The sequence below is a fragment of the Bradyrhizobium ivorense genome, assembly GCF_900696085.1.
Classification (GTDB): Bacteria; Pseudomonadota; Alphaproteobacteria; order Rhizobiales; family Xanthobacteraceae; genus Bradyrhizobium; species Bradyrhizobium ivorense.
Genome location: NZ_CAADFC020000023.1, coordinates 166,219 through 182,034 on the forward strand (window position 1 = coordinate 166,219; position 15,816 = coordinate 182,034).

The 15,816-nt window shown below is 65.9% G+C and carries 19 protein-coding genes and 1 tRNA gene; 10 read left to right on the plus strand and 10 right to left on the minus strand.

The window, feature by feature from the left end; translation table 11 throughout:
* The first annotated feature begins 42 nt into the window (after positions 1–42).
* The gene (locus CI41S_RS29465; RefSeq protein WP_139483237.1) at positions 43–549 is read left to right on the plus strand and encodes a cupin domain-containing protein; all 507 of its coding nucleotides are present in this window, start codon (positions 43–45) and stop codon (positions 547–549) included.
* A gap of 18 nt (positions 550–567) precedes the next feature.
* On the opposite strand, the gene CI41S_RS29470 is transcribed toward CI41S_RS29465, so the two are convergent.
* Positions 568–993 (minus strand): DUF805 domain-containing protein, encoded by a 426-nt coding sequence (locus CI41S_RS29470; RefSeq protein ID WP_139862727.1) that lies wholly within the window; start codon positions 991–993, stop codon positions 568–570.
* Positions 994–1,277: 284 nt separating this feature from the next.
* Between CI41S_RS29470 and CI41S_RS29475 the strand changes: the two genes are divergently transcribed.
* Positions 1,278–2,168, plus strand: coding sequence for a dihydrodipicolinate synthase family protein (locus tag CI41S_RS29475; RefSeq protein WP_139483239.1), 891 nt, complete (start codon positions 1,278–1,280; stop codon positions 2,166–2,168).
* A 24-nt stretch (positions 2,169–2,192) separates the two neighbouring features.
* On the opposite strand, the gene CI41S_RS29480 is transcribed toward CI41S_RS29475, so the two are convergent.
* The 3 genes from CI41S_RS29480 to CI41S_RS29490 all read right to left on the minus strand — a co-directional run bounded on the left by CI41S_RS29480 (position 2,193) and on the right by CI41S_RS29490 (position 5,328).
* Positions 2,193–3,776: a peptidoglycan DD-metalloendopeptidase family protein gene (locus CI41S_RS29480; protein WP_139862728.1), complete on the minus strand. Its 1,584-nt coding sequence runs from the start codon at positions 3,774–3,776 to the stop codon at positions 2,193–2,195.
* A gap of 143 nt (positions 3,777–3,919) precedes the next feature.
* Entirely contained in the window at positions 3,920–4,486 is a 567-nt protein-coding gene (efp, locus tag CI41S_RS29485) for an elongation factor P (RefSeq protein WP_139483241.1), read from the minus strand.
* Between the two features lie 158 nt (positions 4,487–4,644).
* The gene (locus CI41S_RS29490; protein WP_139862729.1) at positions 4,645–5,328 is read right to left on the minus strand and encodes a hypothetical protein; all 684 of its coding nucleotides are present in this window, start codon (positions 5,326–5,328) and stop codon (positions 4,645–4,647) included.
* A 284-nt stretch (positions 5,329–5,612) separates the two neighbouring features.
* On the opposite strand from CI41S_RS29490, the gene epmA reads away from it, so the two are divergent.
* Genes epmA through CI41S_RS29510 form a run of 4 tightly spaced genes read left to right on the plus strand, consistent with a single transcriptional unit; the run spans position 5,613 to position 8,259 of the window.
* Positions 5,613–6,665, plus strand: coding sequence for an EF-P lysine aminoacylase EpmA (gene epmA / locus CI41S_RS29495; RefSeq protein WP_139862730.1), 1,053 nt, complete (start codon positions 5,613–5,615; stop codon positions 6,663–6,665).
* Complete coding sequence (locus CI41S_RS29500) at positions 6,662–7,753, plus strand: lysine-2,3-aminomutase-like protein (protein WP_139862731.1); 1,092 nt, start codon at positions 6,662–6,664, stop codon at positions 7,751–7,753. The genes epmA and CI41S_RS29500 overlap by 4 nt, the downstream gene beginning before the upstream one ends.
* Before the next feature lie 8 nt (positions 7,754–7,761).
* Positions 7,762–7,974 carry a hypothetical protein gene (locus CI41S_RS29505; RefSeq protein WP_139862732.1) on the plus strand — a complete coding sequence of 71 codons (213 nt, stop codon included), beginning with the start codon at positions 7,762–7,764 and terminating at the stop codon, positions 7,972–7,974.
* Between the two features lie 21 nt (positions 7,975–7,995).
* Complete coding sequence (locus CI41S_RS29510; protein ID WP_139862733.1) at positions 7,996–8,259, plus strand: hypothetical protein; 264 nt, start codon at positions 7,996–7,998, stop codon at positions 8,257–8,259.
* Between the two features lie 114 nt (positions 8,260–8,373).
* On the opposite strand, the gene CI41S_RS29515 is transcribed toward CI41S_RS29510, so the two are convergent.
* From CI41S_RS29515 to CI41S_RS29530, 4 genes are all read right to left on the minus strand, one after another.
* Positions 8,374–9,459 (minus strand): 3-deoxy-7-phosphoheptulonate synthase, encoded by a 1,086-nt coding sequence (locus tag CI41S_RS29515; protein WP_139862734.1) that lies wholly within the window; start codon positions 9,457–9,459, stop codon positions 8,374–8,376.
* A 237-nt stretch (positions 9,460–9,696) separates the two neighbouring features.
* Positions 9,697–10,269, minus strand: coding sequence for an HdeD family acid-resistance protein (locus tag CI41S_RS29520; RefSeq protein WP_139483307.1), 573 nt, complete (start codon positions 10,267–10,269; stop codon positions 9,697–9,699).
* 95 nt (positions 10,270–10,364) lie between these two features.
* Positions 10,365–11,402 carry a PrsW family glutamic-type intramembrane protease gene (locus CI41S_RS29525; RefSeq protein WP_139862735.1) on the minus strand — a complete coding sequence of 346 codons (1,038 nt, stop codon included), beginning with the start codon at positions 11,400–11,402 and terminating at the stop codon, positions 10,365–10,367.
* Positions 11,403–11,621: 219 nt separating this feature from the next.
* The gene (locus CI41S_RS29530) at positions 11,622–12,866 is read right to left on the minus strand and encodes a Zn-dependent hydrolase (RefSeq protein WP_139862736.1); all 1,245 of its coding nucleotides are present in this window, start codon (positions 12,864–12,866) and stop codon (positions 11,622–11,624) included.
* Between the two features lie 130 nt (positions 12,867–12,996).
* Between CI41S_RS29530 and CI41S_RS29535 the strand changes: the two genes are divergently transcribed.
* A complete protein-coding gene (locus CI41S_RS29535; RefSeq protein WP_139862737.1) occupies positions 12,997–13,338 on the plus strand; it encodes a hypothetical protein in 342 nt (113 codons plus the stop codon).
* Positions 13,339–13,690: 352 nt separating this feature from the next.
* Positions 13,691–13,873: a hypothetical protein gene (locus CI41S_RS29540; protein WP_139483311.1), complete on the plus strand. Its 183-nt coding sequence runs from the start codon at positions 13,691–13,693 to the stop codon at positions 13,871–13,873.
* Positions 13,874–13,960: 87 nt separating this feature from the next.
* Here CI41S_RS29540 and CI41S_RS29545 read toward each other — a convergent pair.
* Positions 13,961–14,035, minus strand: a tRNA-Glu gene (locus CI41S_RS29545).
* A gap of 216 nt (positions 14,036–14,251) precedes the next feature.
* On the opposite strand from CI41S_RS29545, the gene CI41S_RS29550 reads away from it, so the two are divergent.
* Both CI41S_RS29550 and CI41S_RS29555 read left to right on the plus strand, forming a co-directional pair.
* Positions 14,252–14,509 carry a PilZ domain-containing protein gene (locus CI41S_RS29550; RefSeq protein ID WP_139483312.1) on the plus strand — a complete coding sequence of 86 codons (258 nt, stop codon included), beginning with the start codon at positions 14,252–14,254 and terminating at the stop codon, positions 14,507–14,509.
* 31 nt (positions 14,510–14,540) lie between these two features.
* Positions 14,541–14,786, plus strand: a complete 246-nt coding sequence (locus tag CI41S_RS29555; RefSeq protein ID WP_139862738.1) for a hypothetical protein — start codon at positions 14,541–14,543, stop codon at positions 14,784–14,786.
* A gap of 92 nt (positions 14,787–14,878) precedes the next feature.
* On the opposite strand, the gene CI41S_RS29560 is transcribed toward CI41S_RS29555, so the two are convergent.
* Complete coding sequence (locus tag CI41S_RS29560; RefSeq protein WP_139862739.1) at positions 14,879–15,523, minus strand: glutathione S-transferase family protein; 645 nt, start codon at positions 15,521–15,523, stop codon at positions 14,879–14,881.
* Between the last annotated feature and the right edge of the window lie 293 nt (positions 15,524–15,816).

A 15,816-nucleotide genomic window follows, 5' to 3' on the forward strand; every position in this document is an offset into this window, starting at 1 on the left:
GCGCGAAATGGATTGAACAACGGGAAACAGGGAGAACCACCAATGACCTCGATGGCAGCGACAATGACGGCTCCTTTCGCACAGCCGCCGCGCTCGGTGGCGCTGGCCGTGATCGCGGGCCTCGCCTGCGCGTTTGCGATCGGCAAGGCGGTGCCGGTCTCGATGGACACCATCTCCTCGGCGATCGCGCCGCTGTGCGCGAGCGCGAATGCGGCGTCGCCGCTCGACAAGGTCGAGGTCATCACCTCGCACGCGCTGCCCAACGTGGCGGGCAAGCGCGTCACGGTGGTGCGCGTTTTCTATGGGCCCGGCGGCTTTACCCCGCCGCATCGCCATTCCGGTTCGGTGACTGCCTACATCACCAAGGGCGAGATCCGCTCCCAGCTCGGCGGCGGGCCGGTCGAGACCTTCAAGGTCGGCCAGTCCTTCTTCGAACCGCCGGGCTCGACCCACGTGATCTCCGCCAATGCGAGCGCCACGGAGCCGGCGGAGCTGATCGCCGTGTTTGTGGCCGACGAGGGCGCGCAGCTGACGACGATGCTCGAATGATCTGTTCGTGATCGGGGGCTAAATACCTGCGCGCGCCAGCGGGTCGACGCCGAACCGGTTGTCGCCCCGCGATCCCGGCAGCACGCCCAGCGTCGCGACGATCGCGAGATAGAGCACCCAGTACTTGACGTGCAGCGCGCTGGCGAGGTGAGGAACGCCGAGGATCGTCAGCGCCCACCAGCCGGAGACGTTGAGGTCATGCAGCCGCTTCACCAGAATGGCGACGATCGGCCACAATGAGGCGATCAGCAGGAGGTGGAGGACGGAGATGTCGTGACCCGGCGGCGGCCGGGTGTCGTAGTAGCGCGGCGCGGAGTCGAACTTGAGCCCGATACGCACGACCAGCATGTCGACCAGAATGAGACCGAACAGCCCGAGGCCGAACTCCTGGCGGCTGATGCGACCTTTTGGCGAGAGGAAGTACCAGGTGAAGGTTGAGAGCATGCAGTTGGTTCCGCCCGAGCTGGCATCTGCGATACACCAGCGTCTATTAACGGGGATGGAATCGGTTCCGCAATCAACTACCTTGCCGGCGTCCTTGCCGTGACATTCCGCCGCGACGGATTGCCGCCATGACGCGCGGGAGGCGCCCACAGGGCGCGGTGCGGCGAGAAGCGGCTGGTACACCGAGATTGATCGAAACTGGATCACCTCGAACCGGGTCGACCGCGCTATGAGTTTTGTTCAGAAGCCCACCGACGCATGCGCCGCTGCAGAGGAATAGACCGATGACCAATCTGAAGGGACTATCCGCATTTCCCATCACGCCGTCGGATCGCGATGGACGGGTCGACGTCGGCGCGCTCCGGGCGCTGGTCGAACCGTTGCTTGCCGCGAAAGTGGATTCGATCGGGCTGCTCGGAAGCACCGGCTCCTATCCGTATCTGTCTCGCGACGAGCGGCGGCGTGCGGTTCAGGCGACGGTTCGCCTGGCGGAAGGGACCACGCCGATATTGGTCGGCATCGGTTCGCTCCGCACCGACGACACCGTGAGGTTGGCCCAGGAGGCGCGCGATGCTGGCGCGGCCGCGGGGCTGCTGGCGGCCGTCTCCTACACGCCGCTCACCGATGATGAGGTGTTCAATCATTTCCAGACGGTGGCGCGCGAAAGCGGGTTGCCGATTTGCATCTATGACAATCCAGGCACCACGCATTTTCGTTTCACGCCGGCGCTGATCGGTCGGTTGAGCCGCGTCGATGGCATCGTGGCGGTGAAGAGCCCTGCGCTCGATGCGGCTACCGTACCAGGCCATCTCGCGGAATTGCGCGCGGCCACAACGGCCGGCTTCTCGCTCGGCTACAGCGCCGACTGGAATTGCACTGCAGCGCTGCTGGCCGGCTGCGACACCTGGTACAGCGTGCTCGCGGGAGTTTTCCCCGGGATCTGCCTCGAGATCGTTCGTGCCGCGACCAGCGGCAATGCCGCAGAGGCGCGACGGCTCGACGCGCGCCTGCAGCCGGTCTGGGAGCTGTTCAAGACGTTCTCGAGCATTCGCGTGGCCTACGCGATGGCCAATCTCAGAGGCATCCACGCGCAGCCTCCACTCCCGGTCATGCCGCTGTCTGCCGAAGGCCAGCAGCGCGTGAAGGAGGTCCTGGCCGCAATGCAGCTCGACTGACGGTGTGACAACAGCGCGGCCGCGCTAATTGCCGCCGCCTTCCTGGGTGTCGATGTTGCGCATGACGTCGTCGGGCAAAGCGTGCGCCACGGCGGCCGCTGCCGGCGGCTCCGGCCCGATCTCACGGCCGCGGCCGCGGATCAGCCGCTCATAGGCCGACACCAGTGTGATGTAGGGATTGACCCAGATCCAGCCGTCGCGGGTGAACACCTGCACGTCGAAATGCAGGTGCCGCGAGGTGCCGTTGGGATGGTCGAGATAATTCGAGACTACGCCGATCTTCTCGCCCTCGGCGACGCGGCGGCCGTTGAGCAGGCCGTCGCCATCCATCACCGTCGGATTCATGTGCATGTAGCGGAAGCGGATGTGCTCGGTGCGGGTATTGACCTGCAGCGTCGCGGCCTGCTGCTGTTGTGAGCGGATCACGATGCTGTCGCGCACCGCGACCACCGCCTGCTGCCTGGGGTCGCAGCCATCCTTGCTGTCGACGGGACACGCGCCGGGGCGGACATCCTGGCCCTGATGGCCGTAGCCGCTGGCGCATTGCCCGACCTCAAAGCTGCGCGCCTCGCAGAAATTGTCCTGCCAGGGATATTCGTCGACCGGCGCACCGGCCTTGCGCTTGGCGAAGGATTGCGAATGCGCAAAGGCCGGCGCCTGCTCGAGCGGAAAGCGGATCTGCGAATAGACCGTGACGTCGGCATGCCCGCCCTGTTTGCGCGCGCCGCTGCCCGCGATGATGTCGCCGCTCGGGCGATAGGTGAAATCGGATGAGGCCGCTGCCGGCCGCTCCGCGACGTCGGAGGTGATGTCGTTGCGCGGCCGCGACGGTTGTCCGCCGGTGACGCGCAGCGCCTTCAGAAAGCGTTCGGCGACGGGGTAGGCCTCGCGGCAGGCCAGCCGCTTCGGCCGCGGCACGCTGTCGAGGCATTGGATCGACACCACATAGGGAATGCCGAAACGGGTGAAGGCGTAGCGGACATAGCCTTCGCGGATGAAGCGGCGCAGGTCCGGAAACGTGCCGGCCAGCGCCTTGACCGGCTCGCCCTTGCCGGCGAGGCGGTCGGCAAGGTCGTAGACCAGCACCGAGCCCGAGATCTGCACCTCGACCGGCTTTGCGAAGGTCCGTGGCGGCATGCCGTCGCCGGCGCCCGGCTCGAGCGAGAACACGGCATCGTAGCCGGAGCCGCCGGCATGGAAGACATCGGCCGGGCGGAAGTCGGCCTGATAGCGCGCCACCGACAGGCTCGCCGGCGCGCCGTCCTGCCGCGCTTCGAGATAGTTTGCGGTATCGAACGGCAACAGCACGGGGATCGGGCTACGCGCGATCCCGGGGAAGATTTGCGATGTCACCGCATTGAGCTGCACCAAGGCGGGGAGCGAACGCGGATCGGAGGCGGGGACGCGGCGCTGGCTCGCGAAGGTGAAGCCCGGGGCTATGGCCGGGCGGGCGTTGATCTCCAGCCGCAGCTGGTCGAGCACGCCGCGCCATTCGACCCGCATGGCCGAAATCGACGGCGTCCTGAATTCGTCGGCGGAAGCGCCGGGAAGAGGCAAGACAACGGTTGCCAGCCAGCAACTGACGAAGCTGACAACCTTCCTGTTCACTGCACCCCTCGGCCCATTTGCGAAATCGCAGGAGAGACTAAGCCATGATCCGGAAACCAGTGTAGCGGTTTTCCGCAGCTATCGTGCCTAAACAAGATGCTGAAGCGCGATGAAGGTTAACCAGCCGCCATCGCGCGTTAGGCTTAATCCTTGGCGCGTTCGACGTACGAGCCGTCTTCAGTCATCACCACGATGCGGGTGCCGGTGGAAACGTGCGGCGGCACGCCGGTGCGGATGCCGTTGGAGAGCACGGCTGGCTTGTAGGACGAGGAGGCGGTCTGGCCCTTGGTGACCGGCTCGGTCTCGACGACTTCGAGCGTCACGCGCTGCGGCAGCTGGATCGCGACCGGATTGCCCTCGTGCATCGAGAGCTTCACGGTCATGTTCTCCTGCAGATACGGCGCGGAGGTGCCGACGATCTCCTTGGAGACCTGAACCTGGTCGTAGTTCTCGGCGTTCATGAAGTGGAAGCCGTCGCCGTCCTCATAAAGGTAGTTGAAGTTGTGGTCTTCGACCGTGGCCTTCTCGACCTGGTCGGTGGTCTTGTAGCGCTCCGAGACCTTCACGCCGTCGCCGATGCGACGCATTTCGATCTGGCTGACCGGGGTGCCCTTGCCGGGATGAATGTTCTCGGCGGACAGGACCACATAGAGCCGGCCGTCCTGCTCGATGACGTTGCCCTTGCGGATGGAACTGGCGATGACTTTCAAAGGTGTTTTCCTGAATTTGGGAAGCCGGGAGCGCAAACCGGGTCGCCAGCCCCTCGGCCATGGCGGCGATTTCGGGCTGCAACATACTGATTTGTCCCTGAGATGCCAGTCTTTTGCGGCCGATTTTGGCAGGTTGCCAACCGTTCTGATCGCGGCGATCAGCGCGATTTCCGGTCCGGATCGGGCGTTTTCCACGCCTTGGCGTTGTGCTCGGCAAAGGCCTCGGGAACCGAGAAGGTCCCGGTTTTCAGGTCGTAGAGGCAGCGCCAGTCCTCGACCCAGGGGAACGGCGTGTCCTCGCCCTGAATGTCGAACGACAGGCCGATGACGAGGTAGCGGCTGTCGGGCCAGTGCTGGCCGAGCCAGGCATAATTGTCCTCGAGCCCCTTGATCAGGCCCGCCTGCATATGATCGAGCGAATAGGGGTCCTGGGGGTCGTACCGAACGACCTTGGCGGCGGGCTGGGTGAAGAAATAGTCCCAGGCGGCATCGCCCAGCGGCTTGTTGGTCGCCGCCGCAAAGCGGTCGCCGCTGCGCTTGTAGAGGTGCAGTGTCTGCGTGCCGGAGCCGATCTTCTGCATCCGCACCAGCCATTGGCTGTCCGGGCTGAAGCGGAAGCCGGCCTGATAGCCGGCCTGGTCGGTGGTTTCGCCCTCATTCAGCGGGAAAGCGTTCTTGCGGGCGCGGTCGAAGGTCCAGAACTGAAACAGCATGCCGTCATCGCCCATGTCGCGCGCATATTGCTCGACGCGCAACTTGCCGTCGGGCGAGGTGATGACCTTCGCATCCCTGACCCGCTTGAACTCGCTGGCGGGGCCCGTCGGCGTAGGCCGGCGCGGCAAGGGCCAGAGCGAACAGCAGCACCAATCCTGGAAGTCGGCCAAACATCGTCGCGTTCCCTTGTCCGTGGGTTGCAGATGGGACGCCGGGGCAGCCGGTCCGGTTCAGTCCATCGCGCACATGGACAACGCCGGTATCTTTCGACATGAAGGGATGGGGCAGCGCCCATGGGGCACGAGATCGAGATCGTGACAGTCATAAATACTTTCAGAGTCAATGGTTTGTGCTCGCTTCTTAAGCGGAATTGGCGGCGCGTTGATGTCGAATCCGCAGGAGCCGTGCGGCGATGACGGAGCACGGCCAATCCTCGCCATGGTGGACACCGTCGCGCTTCGGCGACCGCAGGCAATTCCTGCTGGCGCGGACCGCGATCACCAAGGCGCTGAGGGCCTGGTTTGAGGAGCAGGGATTTGCCGAGGTCGAGACGGGTGTGCTCCAGGTCTCGCCGGGCAACGAGACGCATCTGCATGCCCCGCGCACCGAGCTGTTGCGGGCGGACGGCTCGACGGCGACCCGCTATCTGCGCACCTCGCCGGAGTTCGCCTGCAAGAAGCTGCTCGCGGCCGGTGAACCGAGGATCTATGAGTTCGCGCGGGTGTTCCGCGATCGCGAGCGCGGCGACCTGCATCTGCCCGAATTCACCATGCTGGAATGGTATCGCGCCAACGAGGGCTATGACGCGATCATGGCCGACACCGTGGTCGCGATCGCCCATGCCGCGCAGGCCACCGGGATCGGACGGTTCTCGTTCCGCGGCAAGGTAGCCGACCCCTTCGCCGAGCCGGAGCTGCTGACTGTTGCCACCGCCTTCGAGCGGTTTGCCGGGATCGATCTGCTGGCGACGATCGCAGCCAACGAGGGCGACCGCGCGGCGCTGGCGGCGGCGGCAAAGCAGCGGGTGCGGATTGCAGACGACGACACCTGGTCCGATATCTTCAGCAAGGTGCTGGTCGAGCATGTCGAGCCCCATCTGGGGCAGGGACGCCTGACCGTGCTGTTCGAATATCCGTCGCCAGAAGCGGCGCTGGCGCGCACCAAGGCGGGTGATCCGCGCGTCGCCGAGCGTTTCGAGATCTATGCCTGCGGCGTCGAACTCGCCAACGGCTTTGGCGAGTTGACCGACGCCGCCGAGCAGCGCCATCGTTTCACCGCCGCGATGGACGAGAAGGCGCGCCGTTACGGCGAGCGCTACCCGCTCGACGAGGATTTCCTTGCCGCGGTCGGCCAGATGCCGGAGGCGAGCGGCGTCGCGCTCGGCTTCGACCGGCTGGTGATGCTGGCGAGCGGCGCGCCGCGGATTGACCAGGTGGTCTGGACACCGCCTGCAGGAGAGACATGAACAAGATCGATCGAAGATTGGCGGCAACGCTGCGGCAACCGCGCGAGCTGCTCGATGCCGGCCTCGCGCCGGTGGAGGCGCTGCCCGAGCTGGAGCGCGTCGCCGCGCGCTATGCGGTGGCGGTGACGCCGGAACTCGCCGCGCTGATCGATCCGGCCGATCCGGATGATCCGATCGCACGGCAGTTCGTCCCCAGCGCGGCCGAGCTCGTCGAGCAGCCGGGCGAGAACGCCGACCCGATCGGCGACGACGCGCATTCGCCGGTCGCAGGGATCGTGCACCGCTATCCGGACCGGGTGCTGTTCAAGCTGGTGCATGTCTGCGCGGTGTATTGCCGGTTCTGTTTCCGGCGGGAAATGGTCGGGCCCGGCAAGGCCTCGGCACTATCAGACGACGCCTATCGCGCGGCGCTGGACTACATCCGCGCGCATCAGGAGATCTGGGAGGTCATCCTGACCGGCGGTGATCCCCTGATGCTGTCGCCGCGCCGGCTGTCCGAGATAATGGCCGATCTCGCCGGCATCGATCATGTGAAGATCATCCGCATCCACACCCGCGTGCCGGTCGCCGATCCCGTGCGCATCGACGCCGACCTGGTCGCCGCGCTGCGGGTTGCGGGCGCGACAACATGGATCGCGGTCCATGCCAACCATCCGCGCGAGCTGACGGCTAGCGCTCGCGCGGCCTGCGCCCGCTTGGCCGATGCCGGCATCCCGCTGGTCAGCCAGTCGGTGCTGCTGCGCGGCGTTAACGACGATGCCAAAACCCTCGAGGCGCTGATGCGCGCCTTCGTCGAGTGCCGGATCAAGCCGTACTATCTGCACCACGGCGATCTCGCGCCCGGCACCGCGCATCTGCGCACCACGATTGAGGCCGGGCAGGAATTGATGCGCACCCTGCGCGGCCGCGTCTCCGGCCTGTGCCAGCCGGACTATGTGCTCGACATCCCCGGCGGCCACGGCAAGGCGCCGATCGGCCCGAGCTATTTGTCGCAGTCATCTTCCCACGAACGTGAAGAGGCCGGGGAACGACGCTATCGGGTCGTCGATTATTGCGGTGACGTTCACCTTTACCCGCCGGAAACGTGAGCCAGGCGATGGGCGGGAGCGGCGACGGGCGGCAGGAGCCGCCCGAGGACGAGGGCAACCGCTGGATCGAAAATGCCGTGCTGCTCGGCTTCTTTGCGGTACTGGTCGCCGCCGGAATCTGGCTACTTGGCACGATGGCCGATATACGGAAGGTACAGGATTGCGCGGCGCAGGGGCGCCGCAACTGTGCTAACATCGATGTCCCGGAACGGGCGCGATAGGGTTGAGAGCGGAGACGCGAGATGCGGAAAACAGTTTTGGCGATGGCGTTGATGGTTGCGGTCGGCGCGCTGCAGACCTGGGCACCCCAGGCCTGGGCACAGCAGCAAGGTGGGTCGTCCTCGGTCCAGAAAAACGGGCCGTTGCTGGAGGCGCCGATCGGCCACCGTCAGCCGCGCCGCGGCGACGTCCCCAGTGAGAAGAATCTGAGCGATCCGAACAGCGCGATGAACAAGGAAGACGCCGCGCTCGACAAGAAGATCAAGAGCATCTGCCGCGGCTGCTAAAGCATGATCCGGAAAAGTGTGAGGCGGTTTTCCGAATAGATCATGCTCAAGTAAAGAGCGAGAGCCGGCGGAGCGCGAGTTCGCCCCGCCGGCAGCGCTCAATCCGTTCCCGCCTCAGGCCGAACGCTCCTTCAGGCCGTCGCGTTGCACGCTGCGCCGGGCGTCGACGGCATCGGCCAATTGCTTCAGCACATCAGCCGTCGTGTCGAAGTCGATGCAGCCATCGGTGATGCTCTGGCCATAGGTCAGCGGCTTGCCGGGAACGACGTCCTGGCGGCCCGCCACCAGATTGCTTTCGATCATCACGCCGACGATGCGCTGCTCGCCGCCTGCGACCTGGCCTGCGATGTCGGCGGCCACCAGCGGCTGGTTCTCCGGCTTCTTGCTCGAATTGGCGTGGCTGGTGTCGATCATCAGCCTTGCTGCGACGCCGGCCCGGCCAAGCTCGGCCGCGGCCGCGTCGACGCTCGCCGCGTCGTAGTTCGGCGCGCGGCCGCCGCGCAGGATGACGTGGCAGTCCTCGTTGCCGCTGGTCGCCGCAATCGCCGAACGGCCGCCCTTGGTCACCGCCATGAAATGATGCGGGTGCGAGGCCGACTTCACGGCGTCAGCTGCGATCCGCAGGTTGCCGTCGGTGCCGTTCTTGAAGCCGACCGGGCACGACAACCCCGACGCCAGCTCGCGATGGATCTGGCTCTCGGTGGTGCGCGCGCCGATCGCGGCCCAGGAGACGAGGTCGGCGATGTATTGCGGCGTCGTCATGTCGAGGAATTCGGTGCCGGCCGGCAGGCCGAGATTGTTCACCGCCGACAGCACGCTGCGGGCGAGCCGCAGGCCCTTGTTGATGTCGAAGCTGCCGTCGAGGCCGGGATCGTTGATCAGTCCCTTCCATCCCACGGTGGTGCGCGGCTTCTCGAAATAGACCCGCATCACGATCTCGAGGCGGTCGGCGAGCTGTTCACGCAGGCCGGCGAGGCGCTCGGCGTAATCGACGGCCGCCGCGGGATCGTGGATGGAGCAGGGGCCGACCACGACCAACAGGCGGTCATCGGTCCCGTGCAGGATCGCGTGGATGGCATTGCGCGCGCCCATCACGACCCGGGTCGCGGTCAGGGTGCGCGGGATTTCCCGCATCACCTCATCGGGCGTACTGAGCTCTTTCAGTTCCTTGATGCGAAGATCGTCTGTCGTACTCAACACGGCTGGCTCCTTTGGATGTGGGACCTGCCGGCACACAAAAAAGCCGCCAGGTCTGGCGGCTTGTTTTGGTGGTCTGCTGCAATTCTTCAGATTGAGCGCGATCCTCCTGCCGCCAGCAAGCTGTCGTAGCTAAAATACCAAAAATAGCTGGTGGCGGCGGTGATCATGGGCCGGGTCTATAGCCCATGGAATCCGGCCTGTCACCCCAAAATCTCGCGCCGGCTTGCCGGTTCGGCGTCAGGTGTTGCGCGCCGCCAACGCCATGCCGATCAGGGTGGCGCCGCCGAACATCAGATTGAGGCCGACCAAAAGGCCGATCGCCCATTCCGCCGAGCCCGGCAGGCCGGCGATGATGAAGAACGCGATCAGGATGTCCATCAGCCCGGCGATCAGGAGCCACGACCAGCGTCCGGACAGTTCGCGGCGGTGCTCCAGCGCGTACATGATGGTGGCGACGCCCTCGGCGATGAAATAGGCGCCGATCACGATGGTCAGCGTCAGCACGCCCTGCATCGGCCGGGCCAGCAGGATCAGGCCGGCCAGCACCGCGAGCGCGGCCGAGATCAGCGACCACCAGAAGCCCGGCATGTCGCGCGCCCACCAGGTCACGATCAGCCCGCCGATGCCCGAGATCAGGAACATCCAGCCGAGGAAGATGGTGACGGCGAGGCTCGCGAATGCCGGCACCAGCATCGCCGCGATGCCGAGGATCACGAGCAGAATGCCCTCGAACAAAAACGCCCGCCAGTGCTGCTTGACCGCGGCGCTCATTTGCGATCGCAGCTTGTCGAGATTGTCGGGAAGTGTCATCGCGGCTCTCCGGATCTGCGAGCGTCGAGACGAATTCTAGAGCATGATCCGGAAAAGCGCGAAGCGGTTTTCCGAGAAGATCATCTCATCGCGCTTCAGCTTGGGCCTGATGCGGACGAAAAACCCTCTCCGGCGCTCCGCATCCGGTTACGGCCGAAGAAATACACGGCGGTGGTTGCGATCAGCAGCGCGAAGCCGATCAGGATCGAGGTGAAGCCGATCGGCACCAGGATGAACGACGCGTTGCGCTCGGGGTTGACGTACCAGTGATGCAGCGAGGTGAGCAGGAAGGAGACGCCGGCAAAGCCGGCGCCGCCGCCGATCAACAGCAGCGCCCACATCCGCCTGAGCTGGCTGAGCCGCTCGCGCGCAATGTCGGTGCGCGGCGCGTGATGCTTGCCGACGCGGCGCACCAGGCGGATGGCAAAGCCGATCGAGGAGAAGCCGATCACGACGCTGGCCGACCCGAGCAGCAGCCGCGTGGTCGAGCCAAGGTCGGGAATCCGCTGCAGGCACAACAGCGGGAAGTCGAACGCGGCGTGCAGCGCAATCGGCGCGAACAGCACCAGCGACCAGCTCGAGATCTTGGCCCAGTCGCGGTTGTGCCGGTGCGCGCCGAGCGCGCCGCCCGAGCGCGCGATCGCAAGATAGGCGCCGGCAATGATGCCGAGCGCGCCGTGAAACGGCACCGTCAGCACGCTGCGCAGCGCCGCGAGCGCACGCCACATGTCCTTGTGCTGGACCAGATAGGCAAGGTTCTCATAGGCCGCGAAGCCCAGCCCGGCCGCCGCGCCATAGACCACCGTGTCCATCGGATCGGCGGAGGCGCGGCGCCGCGCCGAGATCGCGACGATGACGAGGACCTTGACGATCTCCTCGGGCGCCGCGACGCCGAACGCCGCGCGCACCGCCTGGGTGAGCCAGGGATCGTCGGGAATGGCGAGCAGCGCGTTGAACGGCGCCCGCGCCAGGCCGAGCAGCGAGATGCTGGCGGCGCCGAGCACGAAGGCCAGCCACACCTGGGTCGGCGGTCCGGGGCGCTCATCGGCTGCGATCACGAGCCACAGCACCAGCAACGCGGGCGCGATGGCGGCAGCCCCAATCACAGTCGGAAGCGACTCGAGCAACAACATGAAGCCAATTTGTCCTTATGAGCGGCGAAAATGGCCGCAAATCCAGCCCTTTGCAAGGTGGCCCGTCGCCGCGGACACGCGGTTGGGAATTCACGTTTCGCTGTAACGGGGTGCAGGCCTTGTTGCGTGGCAGACGGGGGGCCGGGTATGGCGCGCCCGGCGGCAGCGCGCCGGCCAGCGGGGTCTCGGCGGTCGTTCCGTTCGGACGGCGGGTCTGAGTTAGCGCGCAGCCGCGCCCGCCAGCAGGCGCCGGCAGGTTTCGACGTAGACGTCCGCGCCGGTGACGATGTCGACGTCGTCGGTGTTCTCGGTCCAGTGATGGCTGATGCCGCCGATCGACGGCACGAACAGCATCGCCGCCGGCATGATGGTGGCGAGGATCTGGGCGTCGTGGCCGGCGCCGCTGGGCATGCGCACGGATTTGCCGTCCGCGCGCGCTGCGCTGGCGGCTTCGATCGCATCCTGGAACGGCTGATGCATCATCGCCGGCGCACCGGTTCTGATCCGTTCGACTGCGGCGCTGCAGCCGCCGCGCGCGGTGAGCTCGGCGGCCATGCGCTGCAGATGCTCTTCCAGCCGCGCAATCACGGCAGGGTTGTCGTCGCGGATCTGGAACAGCATCTCGGCGCGGCCCGGGATGATGCTCGGCGCGCCCGGGTCCAGCGTGATGCGGCCGGTGGTCCAGACCGTGCGCGGTCCGCACACGGCCGGGAAGCTGTCGTCGATCGCGACGCAGAACCGCGCCAGCGCCAGGCCAGCGTCCTTGCGGATCGCCATCCGCGTGGTGCCGGCATGGTTCTGCGCGCCGGTGAATGTGATGCGGTACTGCCAGATCCCGACGATCGAGGTGACGACGCCGATCTTCAGCTGGCCGCTCTCCAGCGTGTCACCCTGCTCGATATGCGCCTCGAGATAGCCGATATGGCGTCCTGGCGCGGCGTGCAGGCGCGGCCGGCCGGCAAAGCCGGCATCGTGCAGCGCCTGACGCATGGTACAATCGCTGCTGCGGTCGCGCGCCGCATCGATCTCGGCCTCGGTCACCGCGCCGACGTAGGAGCGGCTGCCGAGGAACTGGCCGAAATGGCCCTCCTCGTCGCACCAGGCCGCGACCTCGACGGCACCGTCGATCGAGGGATCGGTGTTGATGACGCGCGCGGCTTCGAGCGCGTAGATCACGCCGAGCGGGCCATCGAGCCAGCCCGCCTGGTTCTGGCTTTCGAGATGCGAGCCGGCGAGCAGTTTTGGTCCGGCCTTGGCGCTGCTGCCGAGCACATTGCCGATGCCGTCGATCGCCGCAGTGAGACCCGCCTCCGGCAGCCGCGCGGCGAGCCAGTCGAGCGAGCGCAGATGCGGCTCGGAAAACGTCGGCTTGTGCACGCCGGTCTTGAAGGCGCCGATGGCGCGCAGCGCGTTGAGATCGGCGAGCACGCGCTGGCCGTCGAAGCGCGGGTTGACGTCAGGCATGGCTAAACTCCCGTTTCACTTTTACGCCGCAATACCGTCGTCCTTGCATGCGATGGCTGGCCGACAGGGCAAACGATTTCTTAGCGGTTCTGCTCTTAGGTCGCAGCACGAATAGCGTGAGAGTTTGATCATGTCTGCATTCCGGAACTGGGGCGGCAAGGCCGCGGTGCTGTTGTTGCCGTTCGCACTCGGCGCCTGCGCGCAATATGCGCAATACGGCATGACGACGTCGACACAGCCGGGGCAGGGGCCGATCGCCTGGGACGGTGCCGGACAGGATCCGAACCTCCCACCGCCGCGGCGGCAGGCGCGCAATGCATCGCCGGCCGTGGCGCAGTCGGCGGATGCCGACGATCAACTGGCGCGGAAACTCGTGATCTGCAGCACCTGCATCAAACCGGCGCCGGCGCCGGCGCAGGTGGCGGTGCAGCCGGACAACCGCCAGGACGTGGCCAGCGCCGCCAATCGCTAGCCGGGTCGCGCGGCACGCGCGCTGAACGTTGGCCGCAAATCTCGGAACAGATCCGCGGGCCATAGTTAGGCCACGATATCGTCTGATGCGCAGGCCCATGCTGTTCGGAAGACCTGTCGTTCCCATCATCGTCATCGCGCTTGTTGCCGCCATCCTGATTCACCTCGGCGGCACACGGGCGCATGCGCATATGCCGCCGCATTGTGGATTCTGGACCACAATCCAGGCCGGACTTTCCTGCCGGTGACCGGGTCGCTCGCGCTTTGATCTATTTGGGTCATGACCGGAGCTGGTCCGGCGTGCTCTCAACTGGCGCAGGATTGCAGTTCATTTTTTGAAGTGACGGCGGCGCGTGGAAACACGCAGCCGGCGTCGCGGTCGGCTTTTCTCACTCCAGGTGATTTTGATCGTGCGCATTGGCTTCATCGTATTCGTCGTCTTGGCGGCCATCGCGGGCCTGCTGTCGCTTCCGGACCTGGACGAGCGCGCGGTGCTCGACCGCGGCGTCCCGGTCAGCCAGCTGGAACAACGCTGACGGCGCGCGGCGACGAGGCTCGGCAGGCGACCGCTTGAAGAAGCCAGCGCAATCCCTTGAGCTTGCTTGATTTTGGATTGGCCTTGATGGCGCTCCCTAGCGGAATCGAACCGCTCTCTCCACCGTGAAAGGGTGGCGTCCTAACCGATAGACGAAGGGAGCAAAACTCCCGGCAAATCAATACGTTAGACGTGAGATGCGCCGGACTGGCCGCAGCCGTCAACGGCCGCGACGGGCGAACGTATAGTGGCGATTGGCCGGGTGAGCAAGCGTTCCGAGCGGCTTTCCCGCGCCCCGGTGGATCGCTGCAATCCACGGCGATTTCGCAACCCTTTGGTAAGTCACCGGCGATACGGCTTGGCCTCGGGAATGATGGCAATGGCTCTCGGGACCAAGAAACGCGAAACGCGCAAATCGCTGCGCCAACCCGGCTGGATCACGCTCGACGGCGGATTCGCCGCGCGGCCCTGCGTGGTCGAGGACCTGTCGTCGACCGGCGCCAGGATCACGATCGAGGACCGCAACACGCTGCCCGCAAAACTGCGGCTGGCGTTCTCGCGCGATGCCCGTACCGGGCGAGCCTGCGAGGTGGTTTGGCGCGAAGGCAGGACATTCGGCGTCAAATTCGTGCGCTAGCCTCGACCATCCGCGCGCGATAAAAGGCCGGATGCGAACAACACTCTTCGCCATCCTCGCCGTGCTGCTGCCGGTCGCCGCGTTCGCGCAGCAGGGCAGAAGCCGCGATTTTCAGACGCCGCCCGATGCAGGCAAGGCGCTGCCGTCGAAGCCCGCGGCGCGGGCCAATCCTTGCGCGTCGTTCGGGCCCGGCTTCGTCCGGGTCGAGGGCACCGACACCTGCGTCAAGCTCGGCGGCGCGGTCAGCGTCGGCGGCGGCTACTCGAGCGGGCGCTGAGCGCGGCCTTTTCGTTTGAGCATGCTCTCCGCGCAAACGCGTTCCGCGTTTGTCGCGAGGGAGAACCGCTTCACACTTTTCCGGATCATGCTCTACGACATCGGCGGCGCGACGAAGCGGACGAATCCCGGCCGCGCTGCGAGCTCGCCGAACCAGCGGTCCAGATTGGGCAGCTTTGGCTTGCTGACGCCCTCGACGCCGAGCCAGCGCCGCGCAAACGCGCCGAGCACGATGTCGGCGATGGTGAACTGATCGCCCTCGATGAAGCGGCGGGTCGCGAGCCTGTCCTCGACCACGCGCCACACCACGCCCTCGGCGTCGACATCCTTCTGGATCTGGACCATGTCGCGCTTCTCCGGCGGCGTGCGCACCAGCGCCCAGAACACCGGGCGATCGACCGGCTGCAACGTCGACAGCGACCAGTCGAGCCAGCGGTCGACCGCGGCGCGCGCCTGCGGCGCCTGCGGATAGATCGGCGATCCCTGACCATAGGCCATGCAGAGATAGCGCATCACCGAATTGGATTCCCACAGCACGTAGTCGCCGTCGACCAGCGTCGGCACCCGGCCGTTCGGATTCATCGCCAGATAGTCCGCCTGGTCGTTCTTGCCGAACTGCATACCGGCGTCGATGCGTTGATAGGGCAGCTCGAGCTCGGCAAGGCACCAGAGCACTTTCTGCACATTGACCGAGTTGGCCCGGCCCCAGATCGTCAATTGCGGCTTGCTGTCAGGCACGCGTTTCTCCCGCTGTTGCTGTTTGCGGCGTTCTTAGCGGAGTCTTCCGCGGAAAGCCCGCAGTGAATTGCTCGCAGGACAAAAAACAGGCCCCGCCGCGGGATGGCAGGGCCTCTCGTTTCCCGGGGCGGTCATGCGTGCGTCGTACGCGCCGCCGAATTCAGTGGCCGAACACCAACCAAAGCAAAATGATCACCGGGATCGGCACGCCCACCAGCCAAAGCAAAATTCCTCTTGCCATGCGTCGTCCTCCTCCGCTTTGGGAAGACAACGATGCTGATAGCACCATGTTC

What these genes read in the sequence shown, in the direction of transcription:
- CI41S_RS29465 (WP_139483237.1), top strand. Translation starts at nt 43, where the DNA reads ATGACCTCGATGGCAGCGACAATGACGGCTCCTTTCGCACAGCCGCCG.
- CI41S_RS29470 (WP_139862727.1), bottom strand. Translation starts at nt 993, where the DNA reads ATGCTCTCAACCTTCACCTGGTACTTCCTCTCGCCAAAAGGTCGCATC.
- CI41S_RS29475 (WP_139483239.1), top strand. Translation starts at nt 1,278, where the DNA reads ATGACCAATCTGAAGGGACTATCCGCATTTCCCATCACGCCGTCGGAT.
- epmA (WP_139862730.1), top strand. Translation starts at nt 5,613, where the DNA reads ATGACGGAGCACGGCCAATCCTCGCCATGGTGGACACCGTCGCGCTTC.
- CI41S_RS29500 (WP_139862731.1), top strand. Translation starts at nt 6,662, where the DNA reads ATGAACAAGATCGATCGAAGATTGGCGGCAACGCTGCGGCAACCGCGC.
- CI41S_RS29505 (WP_139862732.1), top strand. Translation starts at nt 7,762, where the DNA reads ATGGGCGGGAGCGGCGACGGGCGGCAGGAGCCGCCCGAGGACGAGGGC.
- CI41S_RS29510 (WP_139862733.1), top strand. Translation starts at nt 7,996, where the DNA reads ATGCGGAAAACAGTTTTGGCGATGGCGTTGATGGTTGCGGTCGGCGCG.
- CI41S_RS29520 (WP_139483307.1), bottom strand. Translation starts at nt 10,269, where the DNA reads ATGACACTTCCCGACAATCTCGACAAGCTGCGATCGCAAATGAGCGCC.
- CI41S_RS29525 (WP_139862735.1), bottom strand. Translation starts at nt 11,402, where the DNA reads ATGTTGTTGCTCGAGTCGCTTCCGACTGTGATTGGGGCTGCCGCCATC.
- CI41S_RS29530 (WP_139862736.1), bottom strand. Translation starts at nt 12,866, where the DNA reads ATGCCTGACGTCAACCCGCGCTTCGACGGCCAGCGCGTGCTCGCCGAT.
- CI41S_RS29535 (WP_139862737.1), top strand. Translation starts at nt 12,997, where the DNA reads ATGTCTGCATTCCGGAACTGGGGCGGCAAGGCCGCGGTGCTGTTGTTG.
- CI41S_RS29550 (WP_139483312.1), top strand. Translation starts at nt 14,252, where the DNA reads ATGGCTCTCGGGACCAAGAAACGCGAAACGCGCAAATCGCTGCGCCAA.
- CI41S_RS29555 (WP_139862738.1), top strand. Translation starts at nt 14,541, where the DNA reads ATGCGAACAACACTCTTCGCCATCCTCGCCGTGCTGCTGCCGGTCGCC.